Genomic DNA, 26,023 nt, shown 5'->3' with positions numbered 1-26,023 from the left:
CGTATGTTAAAAAGTAAAATGAAATGGAACTTTACATATAACGATAATGTAGACACAGAAGTTTTTTTAGAAGAATTGGAAATTTCACCGCTTACAAGAAAATTATTGTGGCAAAGAAATATTACAGAATACGAAACCGCCAAGCGTTTTTTGTTCCCTTCATTGGAACACCTGCATGATCCATTTTTAATGGAAGGGATGAGAGAAGCGACGGAGCGTGTTCGGCTTGCTATTGAGCGGAATGAAAATATCTTAGTATTCGGGGATTACGATGCTGATGGGGTCAGTGCTACGTCTGTCATGGTAGAAGCCTTGCGCGAAGCAGGTGCGTCATGTGATTTTTATATTCCGAATCGTTTCACGGAAGGGTATGGACCAAATGAATCAGCGTTCCGTAGCGCGAAGGAAAACGGTATGGATGTCATCATCACTGTCGATACCGGAATTGCTGCCGTACATGAAGCAGAGGTTGCAAAAGAGCTGGGAATCGATCTCATCATCACCGATCACCACGAGGTACAGGAACAATTACCTGATGCCTATGCAATCATTCACCCTAAAGCTTCCACCTCTTACCCTTTTCAGGAGCTTGCAGGTGTAGGGGTGGCTTTTAAATTTGCGCAGGCTCTCCTCGGCAGATTGCCGAAAGAACTGTTGGATCTCGTGGTAATTGGGACTATTGCTGATCTTGTTCCGCTTCAGGACGAAAACCGGGTGCTTGCGTCCTTTGGGTTAAAAGCTATATCCCAATCGCAGCGACCTGGCATCCAGGCATTAAAAAAAATGTGTGGAATTGAAGGGGACTTTACCGAAGAGACAATCGGTTTTACGATTGGACCGAGAATCAATGCGGTAGGTCGTCTGCAAGATGCTGCTCCAGCGGTTGAATTGCTGTTGACTAAAGATTATAAGCAGGCAGAGGAATTAGCAAAATTGATCGATCAACTGAATAAAGAGCGGCAAAAGATTGTTGCAGATATAGCAGATGAGGCCGAGAAAATGCTGGAAAGCGATGAATCAGGTGATAATCGATCTGTAATTGTCGTGGCTAACAAAGGATGGAATCCAGGTGTACTGGGAATAGTCGCATCCAAACTGGTTGGCCGTTTCGATCGCCCGGCGATTGTACTTGGAATTGATGAAGAAACAGGAGAGGCTAAAGGATCAGCCAGAAGTATTGATGCGTTTGATTTATTTGTCAATTGTATGAAGGTGAGACCGTTATTCAAACATTTCGGTGGACATGCACAGGCTGCTGGAATGACCTTGAAAATAGAAAATATTAGAGAACTGCGGCATGAATTGAATCGATTAGCGGAAGAACAACTGACGCCGGATGATTTTACCCAGAACGTGGATGTTGAAAATACTATTGACATTGCAGATTTGTCGTTACAACAAATCGAGGAAATCGGGAAACTCAGTCCATTTGGCATGGGAAACCCTAAACCGCTTTTCCATATCGATCATACTCCAAAGGAAATTCGCCAAATCGGGAGTAAGCAGAATCATTTGAAATTCCAATTCCATAAGTCTGGCACCCAACTCGATGGAATTGCTTTTGGAATGGGGGATTTATATAGTGATATTTCCCCGTATTCTAATCTAGAAGCCGTAGGGGAATTGGGTATCAATGAATGGAATGGTCGAAAAAAATTACAAATCATGATCAAAGACCTCCGTATTGCTGAGTGGCAGCTGTTTGACTATAGAGGCTCTAAATATATTGAAAAGAAACTATCCGGAAGCAATCTGGAAGATCATGTCGCCCTTTCTTTTGAGGGAAGCAGCCGGGCACCTTCAGGTTTGAATGTTGCAGATAAAAATTCAATTCTGAACACCGGTAAAGGGCAGATTGCAGGACTCGTGCTATTGGATCTGCCATCCAGATTAGAAGAGCTGGGGGAAATAATAAAAATAACCCAGCCTCAAAAAATATATGCTTGCTATCGAATTGACGATAGCGCATTTTTTGATAAGCTCCCGACTCGGGATGATTTTAAATGGTTTTATGGAATGCTGATGAAACATAAGTCATTTGATTTGAAAAACGGAGCAGCTAAGCTCGCTTCATATAAAGGGTGGAATCAGGATACATTGAAATTCATCTCGCAGGTGTTTTTTGAGTTGGATTTTGTTAAAATAGAGAATGGACTGATTTCACTCCATCCTTCTCCGTCAAAGAAGGATTTGAATGATTCGGATACGTATCAGTTAAAACAACGGAGATTACAAGTCGAGAAGAAACTTTACTATTCCAATTATCAAGAACTGAAATCATGGTTCGATCAATATATGGAGCAAGTGGACTTGGCCGTTAAGGAGGAAGTAACACATGGATTATAAACAACATATCGCTATTGTAGAAGATTGGCCAAAAGAAGGAGTACGGTTCAAGGATATCACACCTTTAATGGATAATGGAAAGGCATTCAAATCTGCTATTGACGAAATCGTAGAGTATGCTAAATCATTGGATATAGACCTGATTGTGGGGCCAGAAGCCCGGGGCTTCATTGTCGGCTGTCCTGTTTCTTATGCATTGGAAGTAGGCTTTGCCCCTGTGCGTAAAGAAGGGAAATTGCCAAGGGAGACCATTAAAGTGGACTACGGTTTAGAATACGGCAAAAATGTACTTACGCTACACAAGGATGCAATTAAACCTGGTCAGAGAGTGCTGATTACTGACGACTTATTAGCTACCGGAGGAACAATTGAAGCAACCATTAAACTGGTGGAAGAACTAGGTGGTGTCGTTGCAGGCTGTGCTTTCCTGATTGAATTGACCTATTTGCACGGAAGAGATAAGCTTGAAGGACACGATGTGTTGACACTGATGCAATACTAACGTTATTAGAGTGCCCTCTTATGGGTACTCTTTGTTTATAATTATATTTTTTTCTTTACATTTATCTATCTTTTTTTGATAATGAAATACAACCAATAATTATAATTAAACAAGTATGTATAGAAACCAAGGTGATTAGATGTCGAAAGACAAAATTTTAAGCGCAGAAGAAGTGATTGAAGAAGCAAGCCGGTATTTGACGATAGAAGATGCCGGTTTTATTCGACGCGCTTATGAATTTGCGGAGCAGGCACATAAGGATCAATTTCGTAAGTCTGGAGAACCATATATCATTCATCCTATCCAGGTTGCAGGGATACTTGTCAATTTGGAAATGGATCCAGAGACCATCGCTGGTGGTTTTCTGCATGATGTCGTAGAAGATACCGAAGTTTCTATTGAAGAGATAGAGGAGACGTTCAATAAGGAAGTGGCCATGCTGGTGGATGGCGTCACCAAACTTGGAAAAATCAAGTATAAATCGAAAGAGGCCCAACAAGCAGAAAATCACCGTAAAATGTTCGTCGCTATGGCGAAAGATATTCGTGTGATTCTGATCAAGCTTGCTGATCGACTCCACAATATGCGGACATTGAAGCACCTTCCTCCAGAAAAACAGCGTAGAATATCTAATGAGACGTTGGAGATTTTCGCGCCACTGGCTCACAGACTTGGTATTTCTACAATCAAGTGGGAGCTCGAGGATACCGCATTGCGATATTTGAACCCGCAACAATATTATCGCATTGTACACCTAATGAAACAAAAAAGGAACGAACGCGAATTCTATATAGAAGATGTCATGAAAGAGATAGAAGATCGAATGGAAGAAGTGAACATCAAAGCAGATATTTCGGGACGTCCGAAGCATTTATACAGTATTTATCGTAAAATGGTGCTCCAAAACAAACAGTTCAATGAAATCTATGATCTTCTTGCTGTCCGGGTTATAGTCGATAGCATCAAAGACTGCTATGCTGTGCTCGGCATCATCCACACGTGCTGGAAACCTATGCCGGGGAGGTTCAAAGATTATATTGCTATGCCGAAGCCGAACTTATATCAGTCTCTTCATACAACGGTCATAGGTCCAAAAGGCGATCCACTGGAAGTGCAGATACGGACTCAGGAGATGCATGAAATAGCTGAATACGGGATTGCAGCTCATTGGGCCTATAAAGAAGGCGGGCAATTCAACCAGACGAAACAATCATTCGAAGAAAAACTGACCTGGTTCCGTGAGATTTTGGAGTGGCAAAATGAAACCCATGATGCAGAGGAGTTCATGGAATCCTTGAAGGTGGATCTTTTTTCTGACATGGTGTATGTCTTCACACCAAAGGGCGATGTCATTGAACTTCCGTCCGGGTCTGTCCCGGTAGATTTCGCCTACCGGATCCATACAGAAGTAGGAAATCATACGATTGGTGCAAAAATCAATGGAAAGATGGAGCCGCTTGATTATGAACTGAAGACAGGCGACATTGTAGAAATGATGACCTCCAAGCATTCGTATGGCCCTTCGAAGGATTGGATAAAGCTTGCACAAACCTCCCAGGCTAAAAGTAAAATCAAACAATTCTTCAAGAAACAGCGTAGGGAAGAGAACATCCTAAAAGGGAAAGAACTTGTCGAAAAAGAGATCAAGAACATGGACCTGCCTCCTAAGGAAGTTCTCACGCAGGAAAATCTCGATCGTGTTGCTGAAAAATTCAATTTTAGTAATGAAGAGGATATGTTCGCTGCGGTCGGATATCAGGGAATAACTGCTGCTCAAATAGCCACACGCCTGACTGAAAAAATAAGACGTCAGAAAGAACAGGAACAAAATCTCGAAGAGACACTCGAAGAAGTAAAGAATGAAGTGAAAGCAAAACCTTCGGGTAAACGGGATTCCGGCGTCAGGGTGAAAGGTGTCGACAACCTGCTTGTACGATTGTCTAAGTGCTGCAACCCGGTACCGGGTGATGATATCGTTGGATATATAACAAAAGGCCGAGGCGTTTCTGTACACCGTTCGGATTGCCCGAATGTCCAAACTGAAGATGCCCAAAGCCGTTTATTACCAGTGGAATGGGAAGGCAGTGGCTCGGATTCCAAGCAGTACCATGTAGACCTGGAGATCTCCGGATATGACAGGCGAGGGCTTGTCAATGAGGTATTGCAGGCCGTTAATGAAACGAAAACAAATATTACAGCTGTTTCAGGTAAGTCAGACCGAAACAAAATGGCTACCATCAATATTACGATTTTGATCCAGAATATCAATCATTTAAGAAAAATAGTAGAGCGGATTAAACAAATTCCTGAAGTATATACTGTAAGAAGAATGATGCAATAAGGAGTTCCGATATTATGAGAGCAGTCATCCAACGTACCAAAAATGCCTCAGTTACAGTAGAAGGTAAGACTACTGGTGCCATTGATTCCGGTCTGGTAGTATTGGTAGGAGTCACTCACGACGATACAGTCGACGATGCTAAATACTTGGCTAATAAGATTACCAATTTACGTATCTTTGAAGATGATCAGGATAAAATGAACTTAAGTTTAAAAGATGTTCATGGAAAAGTACTGTCCATCTCCCAGTTCACGCTTTATGGGGATTGTCGGAAAGGGCGCCGTCCTAATTTCATGTCAGCTGCAAAACCTGATAAAGCGGAAGAACTGTATGAAGTTTTTAATAACCTGGTAAAAGAAGAAGGTGTCCCTGTGGAAACAGGAGTATTCGGTGCGATGATGGACGTTCAATTGCATAATGCAGGACCTGTCACATTAATCATAGATAGTAAAGATAAGTAGTAAAAAGGATGGCCGCATAAGGCCATCCTTTTTACTATTAATTAAAATAATCGATGAGTCCATTGACGATTCCAGTACTTAATTTACGTTGATAGTTAGACGTTTTAACCATCTTTTCTTCCACAACGTTTGATAAATACCCAAGTTCCAGCAATAGTGACGGATTATTGTTTTCACGAATTACATGGAAACTGTTTGCTTTTGCACCTCGATTGACTGCTCCTGTAGAACGGATCATTCCTTGCTGCACCAGCTTTGCAAGGGTCATATCCTGGCTGCTGTGATAAAAGGTTTCTATTCCTTTGGCCCCCGAATAGGTCGGGAAACTATTGTAGTGCAGACTCAGGAAAACATCTGCATGAGATGAGTGAGAAACAGATACCCTGTTTGATAGAGAAATATAGCGATCGTTGCTGCGTGTCATGATAACTTTTGCTCCTGCAGCCTGAAGCTTTTCTTTAACATGCAAAGCTGTTGAAAGGGTTACATTTTTTTCATAAGTGCCGCTTAACCCGATTGCTCCTGGATCACGGCCCCCGTGGCCGGGGTCAATCACAACGACTTTTCCTTGCAGACCGCTGCTTGAATTACTATTACTGCGGTTATTTAGTGTCACAATCCAGCCTGCTACATATGCAGTACCTGCACCATATTTTATTTTATACCATTCACCGTCTTTACTGATCACCTGGAAGTCATCGCCTTTATGTGCTCTTCCGAGGATCTTATGGCTGGTAGATGGACCACTGCGGATATTTGTTCCATCATAAAGGAGTGTCAATGTTTGGAGGCTTGCTCCTCCGGTACTTGTCTGAACAGGTTGACTGGAGCTTTGGCTGGTGCCGCCCGGGCTGGCATAATCACTGTGAATCCAGCCTGTGCCATACTCACTCTTGATTTTGTACCAGTTACCACTTGTACCAAGATGTTTTACTGATTGCCCTTTCATCAGGTGTCCCAGAATCCTGGAGTTTGTATTAGACTCTGCGCGTACTCGCAGGTAGTCTGCATCTGAGTGGACTGTGGTATTTTCCCGGATGTTGACAAGGTATTTCGCTACCCATGCTTTCCCGCCTTTGTATTGGATTTGGAGCCATCCATACTTTTCACCGAGGATAGGGTAGGCTTCGCCTCTATGTATTTGTCCCAGTTTCTCTGTATAGGAACTAGGAGCTTCTCTTACGTTAAGTGTATCGATATTAACGATTGCGTTATCCGCTTTCACCGGCAAGGCAGTGAATGCGGCAACACTTAACAAAAGTAAGAAAAGTAAAGCAAATACTTTATTCCATTGTTTTGCCAAACGTCATACCTCCTTTTGTTAGTTATTCGAGTTCAATAGTATCATTTCGACAATTTCTTTTAAATCCCTTTTTTTCCATGATTTTTTTAAAAATAATTGAGAAAAAGTAGTTGAAAACCTTGACATTGCCTTTCGAGAGTCATATGATAATAATCAATTCTTAATTAGAGTCGTTAAAACCGATGAGAGAAAGAGTAATCAGGAAATATGCAGACAGAGAGGAAATGCCTGTTGGCTGGAAGCATTTCTGTGTAATAACCTGGTGAAAGACATTCTTTAGGTGCTGTGTCGAACTCATAGTAGGCATAGCCGTACACAGGCGTTAACTGTATGGAGAGGAAACATGTAATGGTATGTTTCAACCAGGGTGGCAACGCGGGTAACTCCCGTCCCTTTTATTAGGGACGGGAGTTTTTTATGTTTTATTGCCAGTCACTGACAATTATATAAAGGAGGATGTTGTGATGAAGGCACCAAGAGGGACGCAGGATATTTTACCTGGAACGTCTGAAAAATGGCAATATGTAGAGAGTGCTCTGATCGAGCTTTGCAGAAAATACAATTATCAGGAGATTCGTACTCCTGTTTTTGAACATACAGAACTATTCCAACGAGGGGTTGGAGACACCACAGATATCGTGCAAAAAGAAATGTATACCTTTGATGATCGAGGGGGAAGAAGTTTAACCCTGAGACCAGAAGGAACTGCATCGGTGGTACGCTCTTTTGTGGAACATAAGGTTTTTGGACTGCCAATGCAGCCGACTAAATTGTTCTACATTGGACCGATGTTCCGTTATGAGCGGCCACAGCAGGGCAGGATGCGACAATTTTATCAGTTCGGTATCGAAGCATTGGGAAGCGCTGATCCAGCTATCGATGCTGAGGTGATGGCTTTGGCAATGGCGGCCTACCAGGAGCTTGGGCTGAAATCGTTAAAGCTGGTCATCAACAGCTTAGGTGATAATGAGAGCCGTAAACAGCACCGTGAAGCACTGATCGGCCACTTTGATCCACATCGGGAGGAACTATGTCAGGACTGTCAGGTTCGTCTGGATAAGAATCCGCTTCGTGTGCTTGATTGCAAGAAGGATAGAGAACATCCGGCAATGGCAACAGCGCCATCGGTATTGGATTATTTGAACGAGGAATCAAGAGAGTATTTTGAGCAAGTCAAATCCTATTTAGATGCCATGGAGATTCCTTACGTGGTTGATAAAAACCTTGTCCGAGGGTTGGATTATTATAACCATACCGCCTTTGAAATCATGAGTGATGCTGAAGGCTTCGGGGCGATTACTACATTGAGCGGCGGTGGCCGTTATAATGGTCTGGTTGAAGAAATGGGAGGACCTGAGACTCCTGGTATCGGATTTGCGTTGAGTATTGAACGTCTGTTAATGGCACTGGATGCAGAAGGAATCGAATTGCCGGTCGAAGAAGGGATCGATTGCTATTTTGTTTCTCTCGGAAATCAGGCTGAAAAAGAAGCGGTCCGCCTAACCTATCAACTGCGGAATGCCGGCGTTCAGGTAGATAAAGATTACCTTGGAAGGAAAATCAAGGGGCAGTTCAAATCTGCTGACAGGCTGAAAGCAAAATATGTGATTGTATTAGGTGAAAACGAGATGGAAGCCGGCCAGGCGAATGTTAAATTAATGGAAACTGGTGAACAAAAAGAAATACCACTAACAGAGTTAGTCACTTATTTAAAGAACGAACTTGCAGGAGGGAACTAAGGATGGAACGACATCATTGCGGCAAACTGCGTGAATCAGACACCGGAAAAAAAGTCATGTTAAAAGGATGGGTACAAAAACGACGGGACCTGGGCGGATTGATCTTTATCGATTTAAGGGACCGTTCCGGTATTGTACAGGTGGTGTTTAATCCTGAAATTTCCAGCGAAGCTTTGAAGATCGCGGAAACTGTCAGGAATGAGTATGTATTAGAAGTACACGGGGAAGTACTTGGCAGAGATGAAGGTACCATTAATGAAAATCTCGAAACAGGCGCGATCGAGCTCCAGGCAGAAAAAATAGAAATCCTTAATAAAGCAAAAAACCCGCCATTCATGATCGAAGAGGAATCGGATGTTGCAGAAGACCTTCGTCTGAAGTATCGTTATCTGGATTTGAGAAGGAAGCCAATGCAAGAGACATTCCAATTACGCCATAAAACTAACCAGGTGGTTCGGAATTTTTTAAATGATGAAGGTTACCTGGAAATGGAAACGCCGATGCTTACGAAAAGTACACCGGAAGGCGCACGGGATTATCTAGTACCGAGCCGTGTCCATCCAGGCGAGTTTTACGCTTTGCCGCAATCACCGCAGTTGTTCAAACAATTGCTGATGATGTCCGGCTTTGAAAAATACTACCAGATTGCCCGTTGTTTCCGTGATGAAGATTTGAGAGCAGATCGTCAGCCTGAATTCACTCAAATTGATATCGAGACCTCCTTCATGTCTAAAGAAGAAATCATAGATATGACCGAACGGATGATGGCACAAGTGATGAAAGAGGTTAAGGGAATTGAATTGGAAACACCACTCCCGAAGATGCGCTATGAAGAAGCGATGGAACGTTTCGGTTCAGATAAACCGGATACCCGGTTCGGCATGGAATTGGTGAATGTTTCTGAAGTAGTGAAAGATTCCGGTTTCCAGGTATTCAGTGGAGCAGTTTCCTCTGGAGGCCAGGTAAGTGCTATCAATGTGAAAGGGCAGGCGAATGCCTTCTCCCGAAAAGATATTGATAAGCTGACAGAGTTTGTCAAAGGATATGGTGCCAAAGGGTTAGCCTGGATGAAGGTGGATGAAGCACAATGGAATGGTCCAATAGCTAAATTCTTCGGTGAAGATGAACTGATAGGGCTTGGTAATGCATTAGAAGCAGAACCAGGTGACTTGATCCTGTTTGTTGCTGATAAAGTAACAGTGGTCCAGGAAGGTTTAGGTGCTTTACGTCTGAAGCTGGGTAAACAGCTCGAACTGATTGATGAATCTAAATTCAATTTCTTATGGGTGACAGATTGGCCATTGCTTGAATATGACGAAGATGCAGGACGTTATTTTGCAGCCCACCACCCTTTCACGATGCCAGAGCCGGATGAAGTAAACCTATTGGAAACTGACCCGGGTAAAGTTCATGCCCAGGCTTATGATCTAGTATTGAACGGGTATGAATTGGGAGGAGGATCCCTGCGTATTTACAATAAAGAAATGCAGGATCGTATGTTTGAAGTTCTTGGCTTTTCCAAAGAAGAGGCTGAGGAACAATTCGGATTCCTGCTTGAAGCTCTTGAATATGGAACGCCGCCCCATGGCGGAATCGCTCTAGGGCTGGACCGGATCGTAATGCTTTTGGCAGGGCGAAACAACCTTCGGGATACGATTCTATTTCCTAAAACAGCGTCTGCATCCTGCTTGTTGACCGAAGCGCCCGGGGAGGTCAGCGAAGCGCAATTAGAGGAATTGTACTTACAGACCACTGCTAAAAAGGAAAGCAAGCAATAAGAGGAAGGAAATCTTTTTGTAACAAATAATTACGGAATCGTTATAGTAAACTTATTGAAATTTGAGAGTTCGTATGCTATTATTTGATTACAAAGTAAAGGTACCAATCCTGATGTGTACGTTGTTCGAATGTACGTTTTGACCGAACATTTATGTACAGGGAGCCTGGTGTTTCCATGTGGAGTGCAGGCCTCGTTACGATGAGGACGCATGAAGCATGGAACAGGGCACCCACCTGCTAGGAGCGGGTTCAAAACTCATGAAACAACGGCACAATTGGGATTGGAACTTACATAACTGCACACCTTAAGGGAAACCTTAAGGTGTTTTTACTTTCAGAAAGTTTAAAGTTGATAAGGATATAGAAAGGAGCGGCTCATTCATATGCTGCATCAATTTTCACGAAATGAACTGGCTATCGGAAAAGAAGGGTTAGAACTACTCAAAAATTCCACAGTAGCTGTCTTAGGGATAGGAGGAGTCGGCTCCTTCAGCGTCGAGGCATTAGCACGAACCGGAATAGGTAAACTGATACTGATCGACAAAGATGTTGTAGATATTACAAATATAAACCGTCAATTGCCAGCGCTGCTCTCTACTATCGGGCAGCCTAAAGCAGACCTGATGAAAGAACGTATTAAAGATATCAATCTAGATTGTGAAGTAGTCACTTTGAACATGTTTTATACGGAAGAAACTTATGAAACGCTATTTGAATATCACCCTGATTTCATCGTAGATGCCAGTGATACGATCATTTATAAAGTACACCTTATTAAAGAATGTATCGCGCGTGATATTCCGATCATCTCCAGTATGGGGGCAGCCAATAAGACAGATCCTGCTAAATTTCAAATTGATGATATTTTCAAGACGAGTTATGACCCTATCGCAAAAGTGATTCGAAAAAAATTACGGGAAGCTGGTATTAAAAAAGGAATTCCAGTCGTTTATTCCCAGGAAAAGCCGATTAAGATCAAAGAAGAAGTTAGAAAAGAGGTTGCCCCTGAGAACCCTGGAACGAGGAAAGCGGAAATGCCTCCTTCTTCCAATGCATTTGTACCGTCTGTTGCAGGCTTGATTATGGCCAGCCATGTTGTGAATGAAATCCTGAAACCAATTGATATCGATCGTAATTAAAAAGCAGGAAGCGACATATTCGCTTCCTGCTTTTTGTGCTCTCTGATAAAATTTTCTTTGTGACACCGAGGCTTGGCTTAAGCTTGTCGGGGGTGAGCAAGGCGCTTGCGCTTTTGTTTTTATTTTGCAACTTGTTCCAGGTTGCCGTTTCGTTCCATACGGAATTGCGGTTTTGCGAAATCGCCTTCTTCGTCGAATACAATCATCTTTCTAGCCCGGTCCATAATTTGAATCAGCGCTTGATAGTCATCTTGCATTGTTACCAGTTGACGTTGCAGTTGGGCGTATTTCTTTTCCAATTTATTTTTTTCTTCTTTCAGTTGCTGGTTCTCCGCAGTTACTTTTTCCAGTTTGTTACGATGGTTGGCAGAGCTGTCCATATCCGTCTGCAAACTACGTAAATAATTGATAACATCCCTTAGATTCATCTGAGAAAAAGCCGGTTCGGAAGGTTGATCCGTGAAGTTAGCTGAATGCTCCTCATTAGGGGAGCTTTGTTCTCCACTATAAGGCACAGGTGCTTTAGCAGCTCGTTTTGGCTGTTCAATGGCTTCTGCGCGTTTCTTTTCTTTTCTTTGCTTTTTAGCAATTTCAATCGCCTGATCGTACTTTTGCCGGACTTCTGCGTTCCAACGGAATCCGCAAGCAGCAGACGTACGATTCAAGGCATCACCCACTTCATCAAAAGCTTTCAATTGGGTACTGCCTTCCCGAATATGCCTAAGTACAGTTTCAGCTAACAATAAATCATCTTCATGAGACCATGCATCCTGTCTGACTTTTGTCATACCAATCACTCCTCTTCTTAATAGGCTTTCTAGTATTTTTAAAAACTAGTTTGTTATTTTTATGCCTATTGTGACCACTAAGAAAAGGATTTATACCAATATAGCAAAAATTAGTTACTTTTTTGCTGATTGATTTTATCATAGATTTGTTTCATGGCTTGCTCAAACTTACCTGTACTTTTCGGTTTATAGTACTTCTTATCCTTGATAGTATCAGGGAGGTATTGCTGATCTACCCAGGCATTATCATAATTATGAGGGTATTTATATTCTATCCCTCTGCCTAGTTCCTGGGCTCCCTGGTAATGGGCATCTTTTAAATGTTTTGGAACCTCGCCGCTTCTACCACTTCTAATGTCACTTAATGCTTCATCCAAAGCTTTATAGGCTGTATTCGACTTTGGAGATAAGGCTAACTCTGACACTGCTACAGCAAGCGGGATGCGCGCTTCAGGAAAGCCAAGCCGTTCAGCAGCTTCTACTGCAGCAATTGCGCGTGGGCCGGCTTGGGGGTTTGCCAGGCCAATATCTTCATAAGCGATTACGACTAATCTTCGGGCAATACTGTCAAGGTCTCCAGCTTCGATGAGGCGGCCTAAATAGTGCAGCGAGGCATTCACATCGCTTCCCCTTATAGACTTTTGGAAGGCTGACAGAACGTCATAGTGGGCATCACCATCTTTGTCATGTGTGAAACTTTTTTTCTGCACACACTCTTCTGCAGACTCAAGATCGATATGAATGAGACCCTTTTGATCTGCAGGGGTGGAATAGGCGGCTAACTCTAGCCCGTTAAGTGCTGAACGAAGGTCGCCGTTGGCAGCCTGTGCAAAGTGATCCATTGCTTTTTGCGAGACATCGAGTTCCAGCTCAGCCAATCCCTCTTTATCATCTGCAATAGCACGCGATAAAGCCTCTTTGATGTCATTTTTGTTCAAGCGGTAAAGCTCGAATAAGTGACAGCGGCTTCTAATTGCTGGATTGATGGAATGATATGGATTACTTGTAGTACAGCCAATCAGTGTCAGCAAATTGTTCTCCAGGTGGGGAAGCAGGAAGTCCTGTTTTCCTTTATCTAAGCGATGGACCTCATCTAAGATCAAAACCATCCGGCCATGCATTTTTGCTTCTTCGACTGCAATTTCCATGTCTTTTTTCTTATCGGTCACAGCATTCAATAATTTGTAAGGCAGACTAAGACTTTTTGCAAGAGCCATTGCCATTGATGTTTTACCGGTTCCCGGCGGACCGAAGAGGATCATAGAAGCCAAACGGTTGGCTTGTACCATTCTCCTGATCGTTTTCCCTTCAGAAACGAGATGCTTCTGCCCGATGATTTCATCAATATTAGTAGGTCGCATCCGTAAAGCAAGCGGCTTTTGTTTCATTTTATTATCCCCTTTATTCTTCATCTTTCTTCTGATAAGCGTAGTCATATTTCAGATAGAATGCAAGAGCCGCACATTCATGCTATAATAGCGTTTAGTCAAAGCGGAAGCGGTCGTTTTTCCGCTGCCTGGAAGTTAGGAGGAAGCACATGCCTCAACAACAGCAGAAAATTCATAATCAAGTGGTACGCTGGTCATTTTTTGTGATCGGTTTAATCATATTAGCTTTGGGCATCTCACTAACCATGCAAGCGAAAGGTCTTGGTATCGGTCCATGGGATGTCTTTCATTATGGGTTATATGTTCAATTTGGTTTAACTGTAGGATCCTGGTCCATTATTGCCGGGCTGGTAATTGTAGCTGTGACCTCGCTGGCGATGAAGCAATGGCCGCAAATTGGTACAATATTGAATATGGTGTTAATCGGTGTGTTTATTGACTTTTTCAATTGGATTTTACCAGCACCCGAACATCTATGGACAGAAATATTAGTATTTGCAGCAGGAACTACAGTCATGGCTTATGGTATAGGGATTTATGTTTCACCCGGGATGGGAGCTGGACCGAGGGATGGTTTGATGCTGGTTCTGACAGATGTGACAGGCTGGAAAGTTTCAACAGTAAGGAACTGGAATGAAATCATCGTAGCGGTGTTTGGGTGGATGCTGGGCGGACCAGTGGGGATCGGTACGGTTTTTATCGCATTGTTTCTCGGAACAATGGTCGGATATTCCCTTCCCCAGGCAAAAAAACTACTTAACTTTTTCTTGAAGAAAGGTGAAAGAAATGAAGATATCTACAAAAGGCCGTTACGGGCTGACAATCATGATCGAACTGGCGAAAAGGTACGGTGAAGGACCGATATCACTGAAACAAATTGCCAGAGAAAAGGATCTATCTGAGCATTACCTGGAGCAGCTGGTGGCTCCTCTCAGAAATGCTCGTTTAGTAAAAAGTGTCCGGGGTGCGTATGGAGGCTATATGCTGACCAAAGCGCCCCATGAGATTACTGCAGGAGACGTTATTCGTGTGTTAGAAGGTCCAATCACTCCTGTTGAAGGGATCGAGGATGAGGAGCCAGCTAAGCAGGCTTTGTGGAAAAGAGTCAGGGATGCAGTAAAAGAAGTGTTGGATACGACGACGCTTGAGGACTTGAAAGACCATGTCGAAGATCAGACGCAGGATGCTTACATGTTTTATATTTAATTAAAATGGAAGTGAATGGAATGAAAGCAATATATTTAGATCACGCAGCCACAACACCTATTGACCCGAAAGTGATGGATAGTATGCTGCCTGTCTATCAGGACGTGTTCGGAAATCCTTCAAGTGTCCATCAGTTTGGCCGAAAAGCGAGGAGAATCCTTGATGAGGCACGTCGGACGATAGCAAAAAGCATCAGAGCCAATGAAAAAGAAATCATTTTCACAAGCAGTGGCACGGAAGCGGATAACCTTGCGTTGCTTGGCACAGCCCGTGCTAATAGGGATAAAGGGAATCATATCATTACTACGGTCCTGGAACATCATGCAACTCTCCATGCTGCTGAGCAACTTGAAAAAGAAGGGTTCCGAGTCACTTATTTATATCCGGATAAAGCTGGCATCATTCGTATAGAAGAGTTGGAAGAAGCTTTGACAGAGGATACGACGCTGGTTTCAGTAATGACAGTCAATAATGAAACGGGTATGATTCAGCCAATCGAGAAAATTGGCCGGCTTTTAGAAAACCATCAGGCTTATTTCCATACAGATGCAGTACAGGCTTATGGAGTTATGGATGTTAACACAGCAACACTGAAAGTGGACATGCTAACTGTGTCAGGGCACAAAATCAACGGTCCCAAAGGTATAGGTTTCCTGTATGCAAAAGAGGGGACTTCCATGCAAACTTTGCATTATGGCGGTGAACAGGAGAGAAAACGACGCCCTGGTACGGAAAACGTTCCAGGTGTCAAAGGATTGCAAACGGCTGTACAAGTAATGCTGGAAGAACGAGAGCCCCGGATGGAAGCCTATCATCGATATAAAAAGCTGTTTTTGGAGACTTTAGAAGAAGAACAGGTCGAATTTACAATCAATGGCGAGCAGGGAAGTATGGTCCCGACCATCGTTAACTTGAGTTTTCCGGGAATGAATGTGGAGACCATGTTAACTAACTTTGATTTAGCAGGTGTAGCTGCTTCGAGTGGCAGTGCTTGTACGGCAGGGTCGGTAGAGCCTTCTCATGTGCTTTCAGCGATGTATGGGAAAGAAGACGCCAGAACGATTAATTCCATACGATTCAGCTTTGGAATGGCAAACAATGATGAAAATGTAAGAGAAGCAGCACAAAAAATCAGTAAGGTGATAAAAAGGCTGCATGAATTATAGGAGCAGGAAAGATGGTGAAGTAATATGAAAGATCCCAAAGACACCAGAGTCGTCATCGGAATGAGCGGTGGAGTAGACTCCTCAGTAGCTGCTTTGCTTTTAAAAGAACAAGGGTATGATGTTGTCGGCATCTTTATGAAAAATTGGGATGATACGGATGAAAACGGGGTTTGTACCGCAACAGAAGACTTTGAAGATGTCATACGTGTGTGTAATCAGCTGGATATTCCCTACTATGCAGTCAATTTTGAAAAACAATATTGGGAGAAAGTGTTCAGCTACTTTTTAGATGAATATAAAGCAGGAAGAACTCCAAACCCTGATGTCATGTGTAATAAGGAAATCAAGTTCAAGGCGTTTATGGATCACGCCATTTCTCTAGGTGCAGATTATTTGGCAACCGGCCATTATGCCCAGGTAAGAGAAAACAACGGTCAATTCGAAATGTTACGCGGGAAAGATAATAATAAAGACCAGACGTATTTTCTGAATCAGCTGTCCCAGGATGTGTTGGCTAGAGTGATGTTTCCGCTTGGTCATCTGGAGAAAAAGAAAGTAAGAGAAATTGCCAAAGAGCATGATCTGGCTACAGCAACAAAGAAAGACAGCACTGGTATCTGCTTTATTGGTGAACGCAATTTCAAGGAGTTCCTGAGTGAATATCTCCCTGCTCAACCGGGAGAAATGCAGACACTTGATGGAGAAGTGAAAGGAAAGCATGATGGGTTGATGTATTATACACTTGGTCAGCGACAAGGTCTGGGTATCGGAGGAGCTGGTGAGCCATGGTTTGTCGTTGGGAAAAACCTGAAAGAGAATATCCTTTATGTCGGCCAGGGATTCCATCATGACGCTTTGTATTCAGATGCTCTGATTGCGAGTCAAATTAATTGGATCAGTGGTGGGATTCCAACTGAAAAGATGGAATGTACTGCAAAATTCCGTTATCGCCAGGAGGACAGTCCGGTCACTGTTCAGTCATTGGACGACGATAAAGTGAAAGTGATTTTTCACGAGGTCCAAAGGGCGATTACACCGGGACAGGCTGTTGTCTTTTATGATGGAGCCGTTTGTCTTGGAGGAGCAACGATCGATGAAGTCATTAAGAACGGGCAGGCTTTAACTTATGTAGGTTGAGAGTACGAAAATGTCCCACTAAGACCATGCAGGGCTGAATGTGCGCATGGTCTTTTCTCATGGAAAGAAAGGAAGGGAAGTCATGGATAAATTAGCTAAAGGGATCGAAGAGATGAAACAACACAATTTAGAGCAAGCCGCTAAATGGTTTACAGAAGCAATTGAAGATCAGCCGGAGGAACCATTAGGCTATATCAATTTCGGCAATTTATTGTTGCACATGAAAGATTATGAACGGGCGCAGCGCTTTTTTGAACGGGCAATAGAAAAAGACAGCCATGCGGCTACCGCTTACTATGGATTAGGCAACACCTTTTACGAACAAGAGGACTATAGCAAAGCTCAGGAGCAATTTTTACGCGCAATTGAAGAAGGCTTGAATGAGGCGGATGTCCATTTTATGATGGGTATGACATTCGTCCATCAGGAGCATTACCGTCTTGCATTACCTTACCTGATGACAGCAGCTGAGATAGATGAGAAGGATATTGATATACAATTCCAATATGGACTTAGTCTGGCACAGAATGAAGATATCGACCACGCAGAACAACAGATGAATCGTGTGCTACAATTAGAACCAAATCATAGTGATGCCTATTATAACCTTGGTGTGATTGCATTGTACCAGGAAGACGTGGACAAGGCGCTTGCCAAGTTTAATCAGGCATTGGAAATTCAGCCGGAACATATGCTGGCGGCTAATGGTAAAAAACAGATAGAGAATATGTTAGACAGCTGAAGCTAGGAAAGAAAGGAGAAGACGGTTAGCAATGGAAACGATTGAGGATAAGCAGCAGCTTGAGGCAGGTTATATTAAAGGTACGCTGAACCGGATGATCTTTCATAATGAGTCCGAACATTTTTCCATTGCTTCCGTCCGTATCAAAGATACGAATGAACCAATAGAAGAAAAGGACGTTGTAATCAAGGGACATTTTTCGCCTTTAGAAGATGGGGAAAGTTATTTATTTCAAGGGAAGATAGAACAACATCCTAAATTTGGCAAACAATATCAAATTGATTTTTACAGGCGGGTACTGCCTGAATCAAAAGAAGGATTAATCGCCTACTTATCCAGTGATTTATTTCAGGGTATCGGTAAAAAGACTGCCGAAAAAATTTATCATACCCTTGGCAATCAAGCTGTCAGCACTATATTAAACGATAAAGATGTACTTAAAAATGTTCCAGGTATGAAGCAAGAACAGGCTGACCGTTTATACCATGCATTGAAAGAACACCAGGGATTTGAACACGTAGTCATTCATGTATCGCAATATGGCTTCGGATTGAAAATGGCTCAAAAAATTTATGAGGTGTTTAAAGAGGAAAGCCTTTCTATCCTTCAGGAAGATCCTTATCAGCTTGTATTCCACGTGGAGGGATTTGGTTTTCATCGGGCTGATGAGGTAGCACGAGTGAATCAGGTGCCTTATGATCATCCGACACGAATCCGGGCTGCATGTCTGTATATTCTTCAACAAAGCTATCAGACTGGTCATGTTTACCTGCCAACCCATGAAGTATTGGAAAGCCTTGACCGGCTTTTGAATGGCAGCCAGCAGGCTATCCCTTTTGAGTTTCTATCTCATCAACTGATCCAGATGGGTGAGGAAGGGGTTGTCAGGATCGAGTCAGATCGGATTTATCTTCCTTCTCTTTTTCATGCGGAAAATGGATTTTGCCATCAGTTAGATCGAATTATGGCTAAAAAAATGGATGCTGATTATACGCAGGCGGAGTTATTGAAGATTATTGGTTCTGTCGAAGAAGAAGAATCGCTTAGTTATGGTCAGGATCAATTCCAGGCCATTGAAAAGGCATTACAGTCAAAAGTGATGGTTTTGACGGGAGGTCCCGGAACGGGGAAGACTACGGTCATTAAAGGAATTATCCGGGCGTATGCCGAGCTTAACGAATTATCGTTAAACCCGGAGGATTATGATCAGGATGAACCTTTTCCGTTTATTTTGACTGCCCCTACCGGCAGAGCAGCCAAACGGATGACCGAATCAACCGGTTTACCGGCCAGAACGGTTCACCGCTTGCTTGGGTGGGATGGTAAACATTCTTTTGAAAAGAACCAGAATAATCAGCTGGAAGGGAAAGTTCTTATCGTAGACGAATTCTCTATGGTGGATATTTGGCTGGCCAACCAATTGTTCCGTGCTATACCGACAGATATGCTGGTACTGATCGTAGGAGATGAAGACCAGCTTCCTTCCGTCGGTCCTGGCCAGGTATTAACAGATATCCTGGCATCAGAGCAGTTGCCATCTGTCCAGCTGCAAGAGGTGTACCGTCAAAAAGAAGGGTCACGCATTATTCAATTGGCTCACGAAATTAAAAATGATAATTGTAACTCCCAATCTTTAAAAAAAGAGCGGGACTTCACATTTATTGATGCCAGAGAACATCAACTGGTGGATGTAGTGACACAAATAGTGAAGCGTGCTATCGAAAAAGGGATTGAACGGCGTGAAATACAAGTGCTTGCTCCCATGTATCGAACACAGGTCGGTATCAATAAATTGAATGAAGAGATTCAATTGTTAGTCAATCCCCCTAGTAAACAAAAGCGTGATATTAAGTTCAAAGAACTTGTCTACAGGACCGGGGATAAAGTGATTCAACTAGTCAACCAGCCAGAGGACGGTGTTTATAACGGGGATATTGGAGAAATTGTTGCTATTTTCAGAGAAGATGAAAATGTCGATCAAGTAGAACAGGTAGTCATCGATTTTGATGGAAAAGAAGTGGTCTATCCTAAGAAAGATTTGTCAAATATTACCCATGCCTATTGCACTTCTATCCATAAATCGCAAGGCTCGGAATTTTCGATTGTGATACTGCCGGTAATTCGCAGTTACCGCAGGATGCTGCGTAAAAATCTTTTATATACTGCCATTACAAGAAGCAAGCAGTCACTGATTATTTGTGGAGATAAACAAGCATTTTTGGAGGGAGTCAAAACCGAGGACACCAATCTGCGATACACGTATCTGAAAGAAAAACTGATGGAGAATAGTGCTACACCCATTTCAGAGGAGGAAGAAGAAGAGGTTTCTCCTTATGACTTTATGTGAAAAACGCACTAGGAGTTGCTCACTTCCCCTATTCCGAGGGGCTTTCTCCCAATAGAAGAATCGTTTCCAGTATGCGAAATTTAAGGTCCTAAAGAGTATTTCTATGTATATTTGAAGCTTTTCGGGGACATGATAGGGGCTAAAAAGGAGTTTTTCTCTTGATTTGCCCTAACTGTCAGCGAAAAGATATCGGTAAAGTTGGTACAAACCAGTACTATTGCTGGAATTGCTATATTGAATTATCCTATGAAAATGGCAGAATGAACGTCCATCAGATAGAAGAGGATGGCAGCCTCAGTTCCCTTAATGACTTATTCTTTCAGGAAGCAGAGTAAAAATGGAAGAGAAAATCAGACGCGCATTATACCGTTTTGTGCTGCTGATCTTTATCCTATTAAGTTTATACTTGCTTGCGAAGCTGTTTCCTTATTATAAAGGTTTACTAGTCGGGATTTGGAAGGTGCTCATTCCTTTTCTTATCGCAGGGTTTATCGCTTTTCTGCTTCATCCTATCGTAGAGAAGCTGCATGAAAGCCATCTGCCTCGCTGGATAGCAATACTGATAATTTTCTTTATATTTTTTGCAGGAGTGGGGTTTGGATTATATAAGGGAGTTCCAAGGTTAATCCATCAGTTAAAAGACTTGAACGCACAAATACCGGAATTCTCAGAAGCTTACCGGAATTTAATATTACAAATCTATCAGCAAACTTCGGACTTGCCGGAAAGTTTCCATGATCAACTGACAGAAATTCTTTATCAAATTGAGACTTGGACGAATGAACGTATCACTATGCTGATTGCAAGCTTTAGCGGAATCATGGAAGTGCTTGTTGTGGCAGCCGTTATTCCCGTATTGACATTTTACTTTTTAAAGGATATAGAAAGAATTAAGGACACTTGCAAAAAGCTGACGCCAAAACGCTTCCATTTCGAAGGAAAGACACTGGTGCATGATATCAGTGTATCTTTAGGTGGCTATATTCGTGGTCAATTTATAGTTTGTTTATTTGTAGGCGGCCTGTCTTTTCTTGGTTTTTGGCTGATCGGTATCAAGTATCCTTTGCTTCTGGGGGTGATTGTCGGTGCCACGAATATTATTCCGTACTTTGGTCCGCTGATTGGCGCCTTTCCAGCAGTGATTATTGCGCTTACTACCTCTGTGAAAATGGTAGTTTACGTTCTCATCACTATCATTGTGGTGCAGATGACTGAAGGAAATTTATTATCACCTTATATAGTAGGGAAAAGTATTCATATCCACCCGATATTGATCATCCTTGCATTGCTCGTAGGAGAAGAAGCGGCAGGAATTTTAGGTATGATTCTTGCGGTGCCGATACTTACCTGTATCAAGGTAATAGCAGAGCATATATGGAGAGCAAGGACTGCCCATTGACATCTCCTGGATAGTTATCTATAATAACGCATATCCAAATTAAATAGTTATCGAAATATGTAGACGGAAATGAGTATGCAGCAGACCATCTTTAAGAGAGGGATTTCCCTGGCTGAAAGAAATCCTGGATGAAGGGCTGCAGAAGCTATTCCTGAGTGCGGTTAATCCCCGCCGGCAGCGCACCGTTATTAAGCGTCCAAGGTGATGGAGTTTTATTCCATAATCAGGGTGGTACCGCGGAAATCATATCCCGTCCCTGCTCAATTCGAGCAGGGACGGGTTTTTTTAATACAATAAGGAGGAAATGAATGATGAAAAAACTGACATCAGCACAAGTACGTCAAATGTATCTGGATTTTTTTAATGAAAAAGGGCACCGGACTGAACCGAGTGCTTCCCTTGTTCCCCATGAAGACCCGTCTTTACTATGGATCAACAGCGGGGTAGCCACTTTGAAGAAATATTTTGACGGCCGGGTCATTCCTGAGAACCCACGGATTGTCAATGCTCAAAAATCAATTCGAACCAATGACATTGAGAATGTTGGTAAAACTGCACGTCACCACACGTTCTTTGAAATGCTCGGAAATTTCTCCATAGGGGATTACTTTAAGGAAGAAGCAATTGAATGGGGATGGGAATTCCTTACAAGTTCTGACTGGATTGGTTTTGAAGAAGAACGTTTATCTGTAACTGTCCATCCCGAAGATGATGAAGCATACAGCATCTGGAAAGAAAAGGTTGGCATTCCGGAAGAGCGTATCATTCGTCTGGAAGAGAATTTCTGGGATATCGGGGAAGGGCCAAGTGGTCCAAACACAGAAATTTTCTTCGACCGTGGGGAAAAATATGGGAATGATCCGACGGACCCGGAATTATATCCTGGTGGAGAAAATGAACGTTACTTAGAAATATGGAATCTAGTATTTTCCCAGTTTAATCATAACCCGGATGATACCTACACCCCTTTGCCGAAGAAGAATATTGATACAGGAATGGGATTGGAACGCATGGTATGTGTCATCCAGGATACCCCAACAAACTTTGAAACAGATTTATTCCTGCCTATCATTAAAGAAACAGAGAAACTTGCCAATGCAAACTATGGACAGGACAGCGGGCATGACGTTGCATTCAAAGTAATTGCCGATCATATCCGCACGGTGGCATTTGCTGTAGCAGACGGTGCACTGCCATCTAATGAGGGGCGGGGATACGTTTTACGTCGTTTATTACGACGCGCGGTAAGATTTGCGAAGCAAATCGGAATTCACGATCCATTCATGTATAAGCTGGTTCCTCAGGTTGCAGAAATCATGATTGATTTCTATCCGGAAGTAAGGGAAAAGCAATCATTTATCCAAAATGTGATAAAAACAGAAGAAGAGCGTTTTCATGAAACATTGAATGAAGGTCTTTCGATTCTCTCAGATATCATTAAGGATGAAACGAAAAAAGGAAACAATGTGTTTCCTGGTTCAGAAGTATTCCGTTTATATGACACCTATGGTTTTCCGAAAGAGTTGACAGAGGAATATGTCGAAGAAGCCGGGTTTACCATTGATGAAGAAGGGTTTCAGGAGGAAATGGAAAAGCAGCGCGAACGTGCACGAAACGCTCGTCAGAAGTCTGACTCCATGCAAATCCAGGAAGGTGTACTTGGAGATGTACAGGTGGACAGTGAATTTGTTGGATATGAAACCCTGGACGTAAAAGCAGAAATTGTTGAACTGATTAAAGGGAAAACTTTCGCTGATAGGGTAGCCTCGGGAGAAAAGGCGTATATTTTTCTCGATAAAACACCTTTTTATGCAGAAAGCGGCGGACAAATTGCTGATAAAGGCGTAATGAAAAATAATGAGGTTGCCATTGAAGTACAGAATGTACAAAAGGCACCTAATGGACAACATATGCATGAAGTAGTGGTCAAGGAAGGTACACTGACAAAAGGAGCAATAGTGGAAGCAATTGTAGATCAAGGTTCCCGTTCATTTGTGGTAAAAAACCATACGGCGACTCACTTGCTGCATCAGGCATTGAAAGATGTACTCGGTGGTCATGTTAATCAGGCTGGTTCACTTGTTGCTCCGGACCGTCTTCGTTTTGACTTTTCACATTTCGGATCTGTTTCGGAAGACGAACTCCATCAAATTGAAGCAATCGTCAATGAGAAAGTATGGGATTCCCTTCCTGTTAAAATAGAATATAATTCATTGCAACAAGCAAAGGAAAAAGGTGCTATGGCACTATTCGGTGAAAAGTACGGAGATGAAGTCCGTGTCGTCCAAGTAGGGGATTACAGCCTTGAGCTTTGTGGTGGCTGCCATGTACTGAATACAGCCGAAATAGGATTGTTTAAAGTTGTCTCCGAAACAGGAATCGGGGCAGGTACTCGACGTATTGAAGCAGTTACAGCTAAAAGTGCTTATCAATATATGAATGAGAATGAAAGACTCCTTAAGGAAGCTGCTGACCGTCTGAAAACTAAACCAGAACAAGTGCCAGAACGAATCGATGCGCTTCATCAGGAGTTGAAAGCAGAACAAAGAGAAAAGGAATCTCTGGCTGGCAAGCTCTCCAACTTGGAAGCCAGCTCCATACTGGATGAAGTGGAAGAAGTGAATGGCATCCCTGTACTCGCGAAGCAGGTAGATGTTAAAGATGCCAACAGTCTGCGAAACATGATGGACGAATTAAAGCAGAAATTGGATTCAGGAATTATTCTGTTAGCATCTGCGAATGGAGAAAAAGTCCAGTTGATTGCAGGAGTTTCCAAAGATCTTATCGAAGATGGTTATCATGCAGGGAAATTGATCAAAGAAGCTGCGGCTCGTTGCGGCGGCGGTGGAGGCGGACGTCCGGATATGGCACAAGCCGGAGGGAAAGATCCTTCAAAAATCGGTGAAGCCCTGCAATATGCGAAAGAATACGTCCAATAAACTCCGATGTTTTTCAAACTCCTGATTTAAGTATATAATGGAGTAAATCATAAAAAGGTGCGAGGTGTTAAGATGAGTTCAATGGACAAGACCATGAAGTTCAATTTTTCAGAGGAGCCGTTCGACCAGGATGTACGGTCCGTCCTTCTTTCGGTGCACGAAGCATTGAAAGAAAAAGGTTATAATCCGATCAACCAAATAGTCGGCTACCTGCTTTCCGGGGATCCAGCGTATATTCCTCGCCATAAAGACGCCAGAAACTTAATCAGGAAAATGGAACGGGACGAATTAATTGAAGAGCTGGTGAAATACTATTTGGAGGGAAATAAAGATAAATAAATGAAAACTATGGGATTAGATGTCGGAGAAAAAACAATCGGAGTAGCTGTCTCCGACGGATTAGGCTGGACTGCACAAGGGATTACCACGCTCAAGTGGACAGAGCCTGATTTTGGCACAGCAAATGAGGCCTTGGAGAAACTCATCAAGGAACACGATATTTCCAGGATGGTCATCGGCCTTCCGAAAAATATGAATGGCACAGTGGGGCCCAGGGGAGAAGCCAGCAAGGACTTTGGGAGAAAAGTAGAAGAAGTCTTCCAGATCCCTGTGGTATTCTGGGACGAAAGATTGACAACGATGGCTGCGGAACGTGTGTTACTGACTGCGGATGTAAGCAGAAAAAAAAGAAAAAAAGTAATTGATAAAATGGCAGCCAGCATTATTTTACAGAGCTACCTAGATGCCAATCAATAAAGGAGTGGATTTTCATGGCTTTAGAAGAACAAGAGCGAATTATTATCCCGGATGAGAATGGGGAAGAACATTTATTTGAGGTATTATTCACCTTTGATGTAGATGAGACCAGCCATTCTTATATCGCAGTCGTTCCAGCGGAACAGAAAGACGAAGAAGAAGTAGAAGTGTTTGCTTTCCGTTACGAGGAAAAAGAAGGAGACGATGACGATTTGGCGTTATACCAGATCGAAACCGACGAAGAGTGGAACATGGTAGAAGAAACTTTGAACACATTGACTGAAGAAAAAGAGTAAGAGCTCGACACGCTTCCTTAAGTGGAAGCGTGTTTTTTAGTTTTCTAGGAAATTATAAAATTTTCTGGATGTGAATAACTTTCACATCCAGCTCCAGCGCCTACCCCCTCGAGGTCTTAAGTCAATCCTCTTTGTGATAAGAAAAACTTGGCTTATCGCCGCTTCCTAATGGCGAAAGCCTTAGTTTTTCTTAAACTTTGATCCTTTAATAAAGTTAGTCTGTATTAAAGTACAAAGAACGTCACACCG

General features: G+C 42.7%; 22 protein-coding genes, 1 other RNA gene and 2 other annotated features. Of the genes, 20 read left to right on the top strand and 3 right to left on the bottom strand.

Features of this window, described 5'->3' with window-relative positions:
• Window positions 1-3 precede the first annotated feature (3 nt).
• The 4 genes from recJ to dtd all read left to right on the top strand — a co-directional run bounded on the left by recJ (window position 4) and on the right by dtd (window position 5,650).
• Complete coding sequence (gene recJ / locus P855_RS0109340) at window positions 4-2,346, top strand: single-stranded-DNA-specific exonuclease RecJ (RefSeq protein WP_028783322.1); 2,343 nt, start codon at window positions 4-6, stop codon at window positions 2,344-2,346.
• A complete protein-coding gene (locus P855_RS0109335; RefSeq protein WP_028783321.1) occupies window positions 2,336-2,848 on the top strand; it encodes an adenine phosphoribosyltransferase in 513 nt (170 codons plus the stop codon). Before recJ ends, P855_RS0109335 begins: the two co-directional genes overlap by 11 nt.
• 139 nt (window positions 2,849-2,987) lie before the next feature.
• Window positions 2,988-5,189 (top strand): RelA/SpoT family protein, encoded by a 2,202-nt coding sequence (locus P855_RS0109330; protein ID WP_028783320.1) that lies wholly within the window; start codon window positions 2,988-2,990, stop codon window positions 5,187-5,189.
• Between the two features lie 14 nt (window positions 5,190-5,203).
• The gene (gene dtd, locus P855_RS0109325; protein ID WP_028783319.1) at window positions 5,204-5,650 is read left to right on the top strand and encodes a D-aminoacyl-tRNA deacylase; all 447 of its coding nucleotides are present in this window, start codon (window positions 5,204-5,206) and stop codon (window positions 5,648-5,650) included.
• Between the two features lie 37 nt (window positions 5,651-5,687).
• Here the strand turns inward: dtd and P855_RS21515 are convergent, their stop codons facing one another.
• Window positions 5,688-6,953: an N-acetylmuramoyl-L-alanine amidase gene (locus P855_RS21515; protein ID WP_028783318.1), complete on the bottom strand. Its 1,266-nt coding sequence runs from the start codon at window positions 6,951-6,953 to the stop codon at window positions 5,688-5,690.
• Between the two features lie 173 nt (window positions 6,954-7,126).
• Window positions 7,127-7,350 (top strand) — a binding site (T-box leader).
• A 67-nt stretch (window positions 7,351-7,417) separates the two neighbouring features.
• Here P855_RS21515 and hisS point away from each other — a divergent pair.
• From hisS to P855_RS0109305, 4 genes are all read left to right on the top strand, one after another.
• Window positions 7,418-8,692 (top strand): histidine--tRNA ligase, encoded by a 1,275-nt coding sequence (gene hisS, locus P855_RS0109315; protein WP_028783317.1) that lies wholly within the window; start codon window positions 7,418-7,420, stop codon window positions 8,690-8,692.
• 2 nt (window positions 8,693-8,694) lie between these two features.
• On the top strand, window positions 8,695-10,470 hold the full coding sequence (aspS, locus tag P855_RS0109310; protein ID WP_028783316.1) for an aspartate--tRNA ligase: 1,776 nt from the start codon (window positions 8,695-8,697) through the stop codon (window positions 10,468-10,470).
• Window positions 10,471-10,573: 103 nt separating this feature from the next.
• A non-coding RNA gene (ssrS, locus tag P855_RS21800) (6S RNA) lies at window positions 10,574-10,757 on the top strand.
• A gap of 97 nt (window positions 10,758-10,854) precedes the next feature.
• Complete coding sequence (locus P855_RS0109305) at window positions 10,855-11,610, top strand: tRNA threonylcarbamoyladenosine dehydratase (RefSeq protein ID WP_028783315.1); 756 nt, start codon at window positions 10,855-10,857, stop codon at window positions 11,608-11,610.
• Between the two features lie 119 nt (window positions 11,611-11,729).
• Here the strand turns inward: P855_RS0109305 and P855_RS0109300 are convergent, their stop codons facing one another.
• Both P855_RS0109300 and P855_RS0109295 read right to left on the bottom strand, forming a co-directional pair.
• Entirely contained in the window at window positions 11,730-12,398 is a 669-nt protein-coding gene (locus tag P855_RS0109300; protein ID WP_028783314.1) for an RsfA family transcriptional regulator, read from the bottom strand.
• A 110-nt stretch (window positions 12,399-12,508) separates the two neighbouring features.
• Window positions 12,509-13,786 (bottom strand): replication-associated recombination protein A, encoded by a 1,278-nt coding sequence (locus P855_RS0109295; RefSeq protein ID WP_028783313.1) that lies wholly within the window; start codon window positions 13,784-13,786, stop codon window positions 12,509-12,511.
• 149 nt (window positions 13,787-13,935) lie between these two features.
• Between P855_RS0109295 and P855_RS0109290 the strand changes: the two genes are divergently transcribed.
• From P855_RS0109290 to P855_RS0109235, 12 genes are all read left to right on the top strand, one after another.
• Window positions 13,936-14,640, top strand: a complete 705-nt coding sequence (locus P855_RS0109290) for a YczE/YyaS/YitT family protein (RefSeq protein WP_028783312.1) — start codon at window positions 13,936-13,938, stop codon at window positions 14,638-14,640.
• On the top strand, window positions 14,573-14,992 hold the full coding sequence (gene cymR / locus P855_RS0109285; RefSeq protein ID WP_028783311.1) for a cysteine metabolism transcriptional regulator CymR: 420 nt from the start codon (window positions 14,573-14,575) through the stop codon (window positions 14,990-14,992). Before P855_RS0109290 ends, cymR begins: the two co-directional genes overlap by 68 nt.
• A 20-nt stretch (window positions 14,993-15,012) precedes the next feature.
• A complete protein-coding gene (locus tag P855_RS0109280; protein ID WP_028783310.1) occupies window positions 15,013-16,158 on the top strand; it encodes a cysteine desulfurase family protein in 1,146 nt (381 codons plus the stop codon).
• Window positions 16,159-16,182: 24 nt separating this feature from the next.
• The gene (gene mnmA, locus P855_RS0109275) at window positions 16,183-17,295 is read left to right on the top strand and encodes a tRNA 2-thiouridine(34) synthase MnmA (RefSeq protein ID WP_028783309.1); all 1,113 of its coding nucleotides are present in this window, start codon (window positions 16,183-16,185) and stop codon (window positions 17,293-17,295) included.
• A gap of 82 nt (window positions 17,296-17,377) precedes the next feature.
• Window positions 17,378-18,037 (top strand): tetratricopeptide repeat protein, encoded by a 660-nt coding sequence (locus P855_RS0109270; protein ID WP_028783308.1) that lies wholly within the window; start codon window positions 17,378-17,380, stop codon window positions 18,035-18,037.
• Between the two features lie 31 nt (window positions 18,038-18,068).
• Window positions 18,069-20,384, top strand: a complete 2,316-nt coding sequence (locus P855_RS0109265; protein ID WP_028783307.1) for an ATP-dependent RecD-like DNA helicase — start codon at window positions 18,069-18,071, stop codon at window positions 20,382-20,384.
• A gap of 158 nt (window positions 20,385-20,542) precedes the next feature.
• Window positions 20,543-20,719: a hypothetical protein gene (locus P855_RS22390; protein WP_093045502.1), complete on the top strand. Its 177-nt coding sequence runs from the start codon at window positions 20,543-20,545 to the stop codon at window positions 20,717-20,719.
• Between the two features lie 2 nt (window positions 20,720-20,721).
• On the top strand, window positions 20,722-21,783 hold the full coding sequence (locus P855_RS0109255) for an AI-2E family transporter (protein WP_028783306.1): 1,062 nt from the start codon (window positions 20,722-20,724) through the stop codon (window positions 21,781-21,783).
• A gap of 51 nt (window positions 21,784-21,834) precedes the next feature.
• Window positions 21,835-22,044: a binding site (T-box leader), on the top strand.
• Window positions 22,045-22,094: 50 nt separating this feature from the next.
• The gene (gene alaS / locus P855_RS0109250; RefSeq protein ID WP_028783305.1) at window positions 22,095-24,722 is read left to right on the top strand and encodes an alanine--tRNA ligase; all 2,628 of its coding nucleotides are present in this window, start codon (window positions 22,095-22,097) and stop codon (window positions 24,720-24,722) included.
• A gap of 72 nt (window positions 24,723-24,794) precedes the next feature.
• Window positions 24,795-25,061 carry an IreB family regulatory phosphoprotein gene (locus P855_RS0109245; protein ID WP_028783304.1) on the top strand — a complete coding sequence of 89 codons (267 nt, stop codon included), beginning with the start codon at window positions 24,795-24,797 and terminating at the stop codon, window positions 25,059-25,061.
• Window positions 25,062-25,478, top strand: coding sequence for a Holliday junction resolvase RuvX (gene ruvX, locus P855_RS0109240; RefSeq protein ID WP_028783303.1), 417 nt, complete (start codon window positions 25,062-25,064; stop codon window positions 25,476-25,478).
• 14 nt (window positions 25,479-25,492) lie between these two features.
• The gene (locus tag P855_RS0109235) at window positions 25,493-25,774 is read left to right on the top strand and encodes a DUF1292 domain-containing protein (protein WP_028783302.1); all 282 of its coding nucleotides are present in this window, start codon (window positions 25,493-25,495) and stop codon (window positions 25,772-25,774) included.
• Window positions 25,775-26,023: the final 249 nt, after the last annotated feature.

The organism is Thalassobacillus devorans MSP14 (genome assembly GCF_000496835.1).
Taxonomy (GTDB): Bacteria; Bacillota; Bacilli; order Bacillales; family Halobacillaceae; genus Thalassobacillus; species Thalassobacillus devorans_B.
Note: the sequence above shows the minus strand (reverse complement) of the source record. Positions and strands in the feature narration are given on the sequence as shown.

Coding starts and splice junctions, on each gene's coding strand:
- recJ (WP_028783322.1), top strand. CDS start 4: ATGTTAAAAAGTAAAATGAAATGGAACTTTACATATAACGATAATGTA.
- P855_RS0109335 (WP_028783321.1), top strand. CDS start 2,336: ATGGATTATAAACAACATATCGCTATTGTAGAAGATTGGCCAAAAGAA.
- P855_RS0109330 (WP_028783320.1), top strand. CDS start 2,988: ATGTCGAAAGACAAAATTTTAAGCGCAGAAGAAGTGATTGAAGAAGCA.
- dtd (WP_028783319.1), top strand. CDS start 5,204: ATGAGAGCAGTCATCCAACGTACCAAAAATGCCTCAGTTACAGTAGAA.
- hisS (WP_028783317.1), top strand. CDS start 7,418: ATGAAGGCACCAAGAGGGACGCAGGATATTTTACCTGGAACGTCTGAA.
- aspS (WP_028783316.1), top strand. CDS start 8,695: ATGGAACGACATCATTGCGGCAAACTGCGTGAATCAGACACCGGAAAA.
- P855_RS0109305 (WP_028783315.1), top strand. CDS start 10,855: ATGCTGCATCAATTTTCACGAAATGAACTGGCTATCGGAAAAGAAGGG.
- P855_RS0109300 (WP_028783314.1), bottom strand. CDS start 12,398: ATGACAAAAGTCAGACAGGATGCATGGTCTCATGAAGATGATTTATTG.
- P855_RS0109295 (WP_028783313.1), bottom strand. CDS start 13,786: ATGAAACAAAAGCCGCTTGCTTTACGGATGCGACCTACTAATATTGAT.
- P855_RS0109290 (WP_028783312.1), top strand. CDS start 13,936: ATGCCTCAACAACAGCAGAAAATTCATAATCAAGTGGTACGCTGGTCA.
- cymR (WP_028783311.1), top strand. CDS start 14,573: ATGAAGATATCTACAAAAGGCCGTTACGGGCTGACAATCATGATCGAA.
- P855_RS0109280 (WP_028783310.1), top strand. CDS start 15,013: ATGAAAGCAATATATTTAGATCACGCAGCCACAACACCTATTGACCCG.
- mnmA (WP_028783309.1), top strand. CDS start 16,183: ATGAAAGATCCCAAAGACACCAGAGTCGTCATCGGAATGAGCGGTGGA.
- P855_RS0109270 (WP_028783308.1), top strand. CDS start 17,378: ATGGATAAATTAGCTAAAGGGATCGAAGAGATGAAACAACACAATTTA.
- P855_RS0109265 (WP_028783307.1), top strand. CDS start 18,069: ATGGAAACGATTGAGGATAAGCAGCAGCTTGAGGCAGGTTATATTAAA.
- P855_RS0109255 (WP_028783306.1), top strand. CDS start 20,722: ATGGAAGAGAAAATCAGACGCGCATTATACCGTTTTGTGCTGCTGATC.
- alaS (WP_028783305.1), top strand. CDS start 22,095: ATGAAAAAACTGACATCAGCACAAGTACGTCAAATGTATCTGGATTTT.
- P855_RS0109245 (WP_028783304.1), top strand. CDS start 24,795: ATGAGTTCAATGGACAAGACCATGAAGTTCAATTTTTCAGAGGAGCCG.
- ruvX (WP_028783303.1), top strand. CDS start 25,062: ATGAAAACTATGGGATTAGATGTCGGAGAAAAAACAATCGGAGTAGCT.
- P855_RS0109235 (WP_028783302.1), top strand. CDS start 25,493: ATGGCTTTAGAAGAACAAGAGCGAATTATTATCCCGGATGAGAATGGG.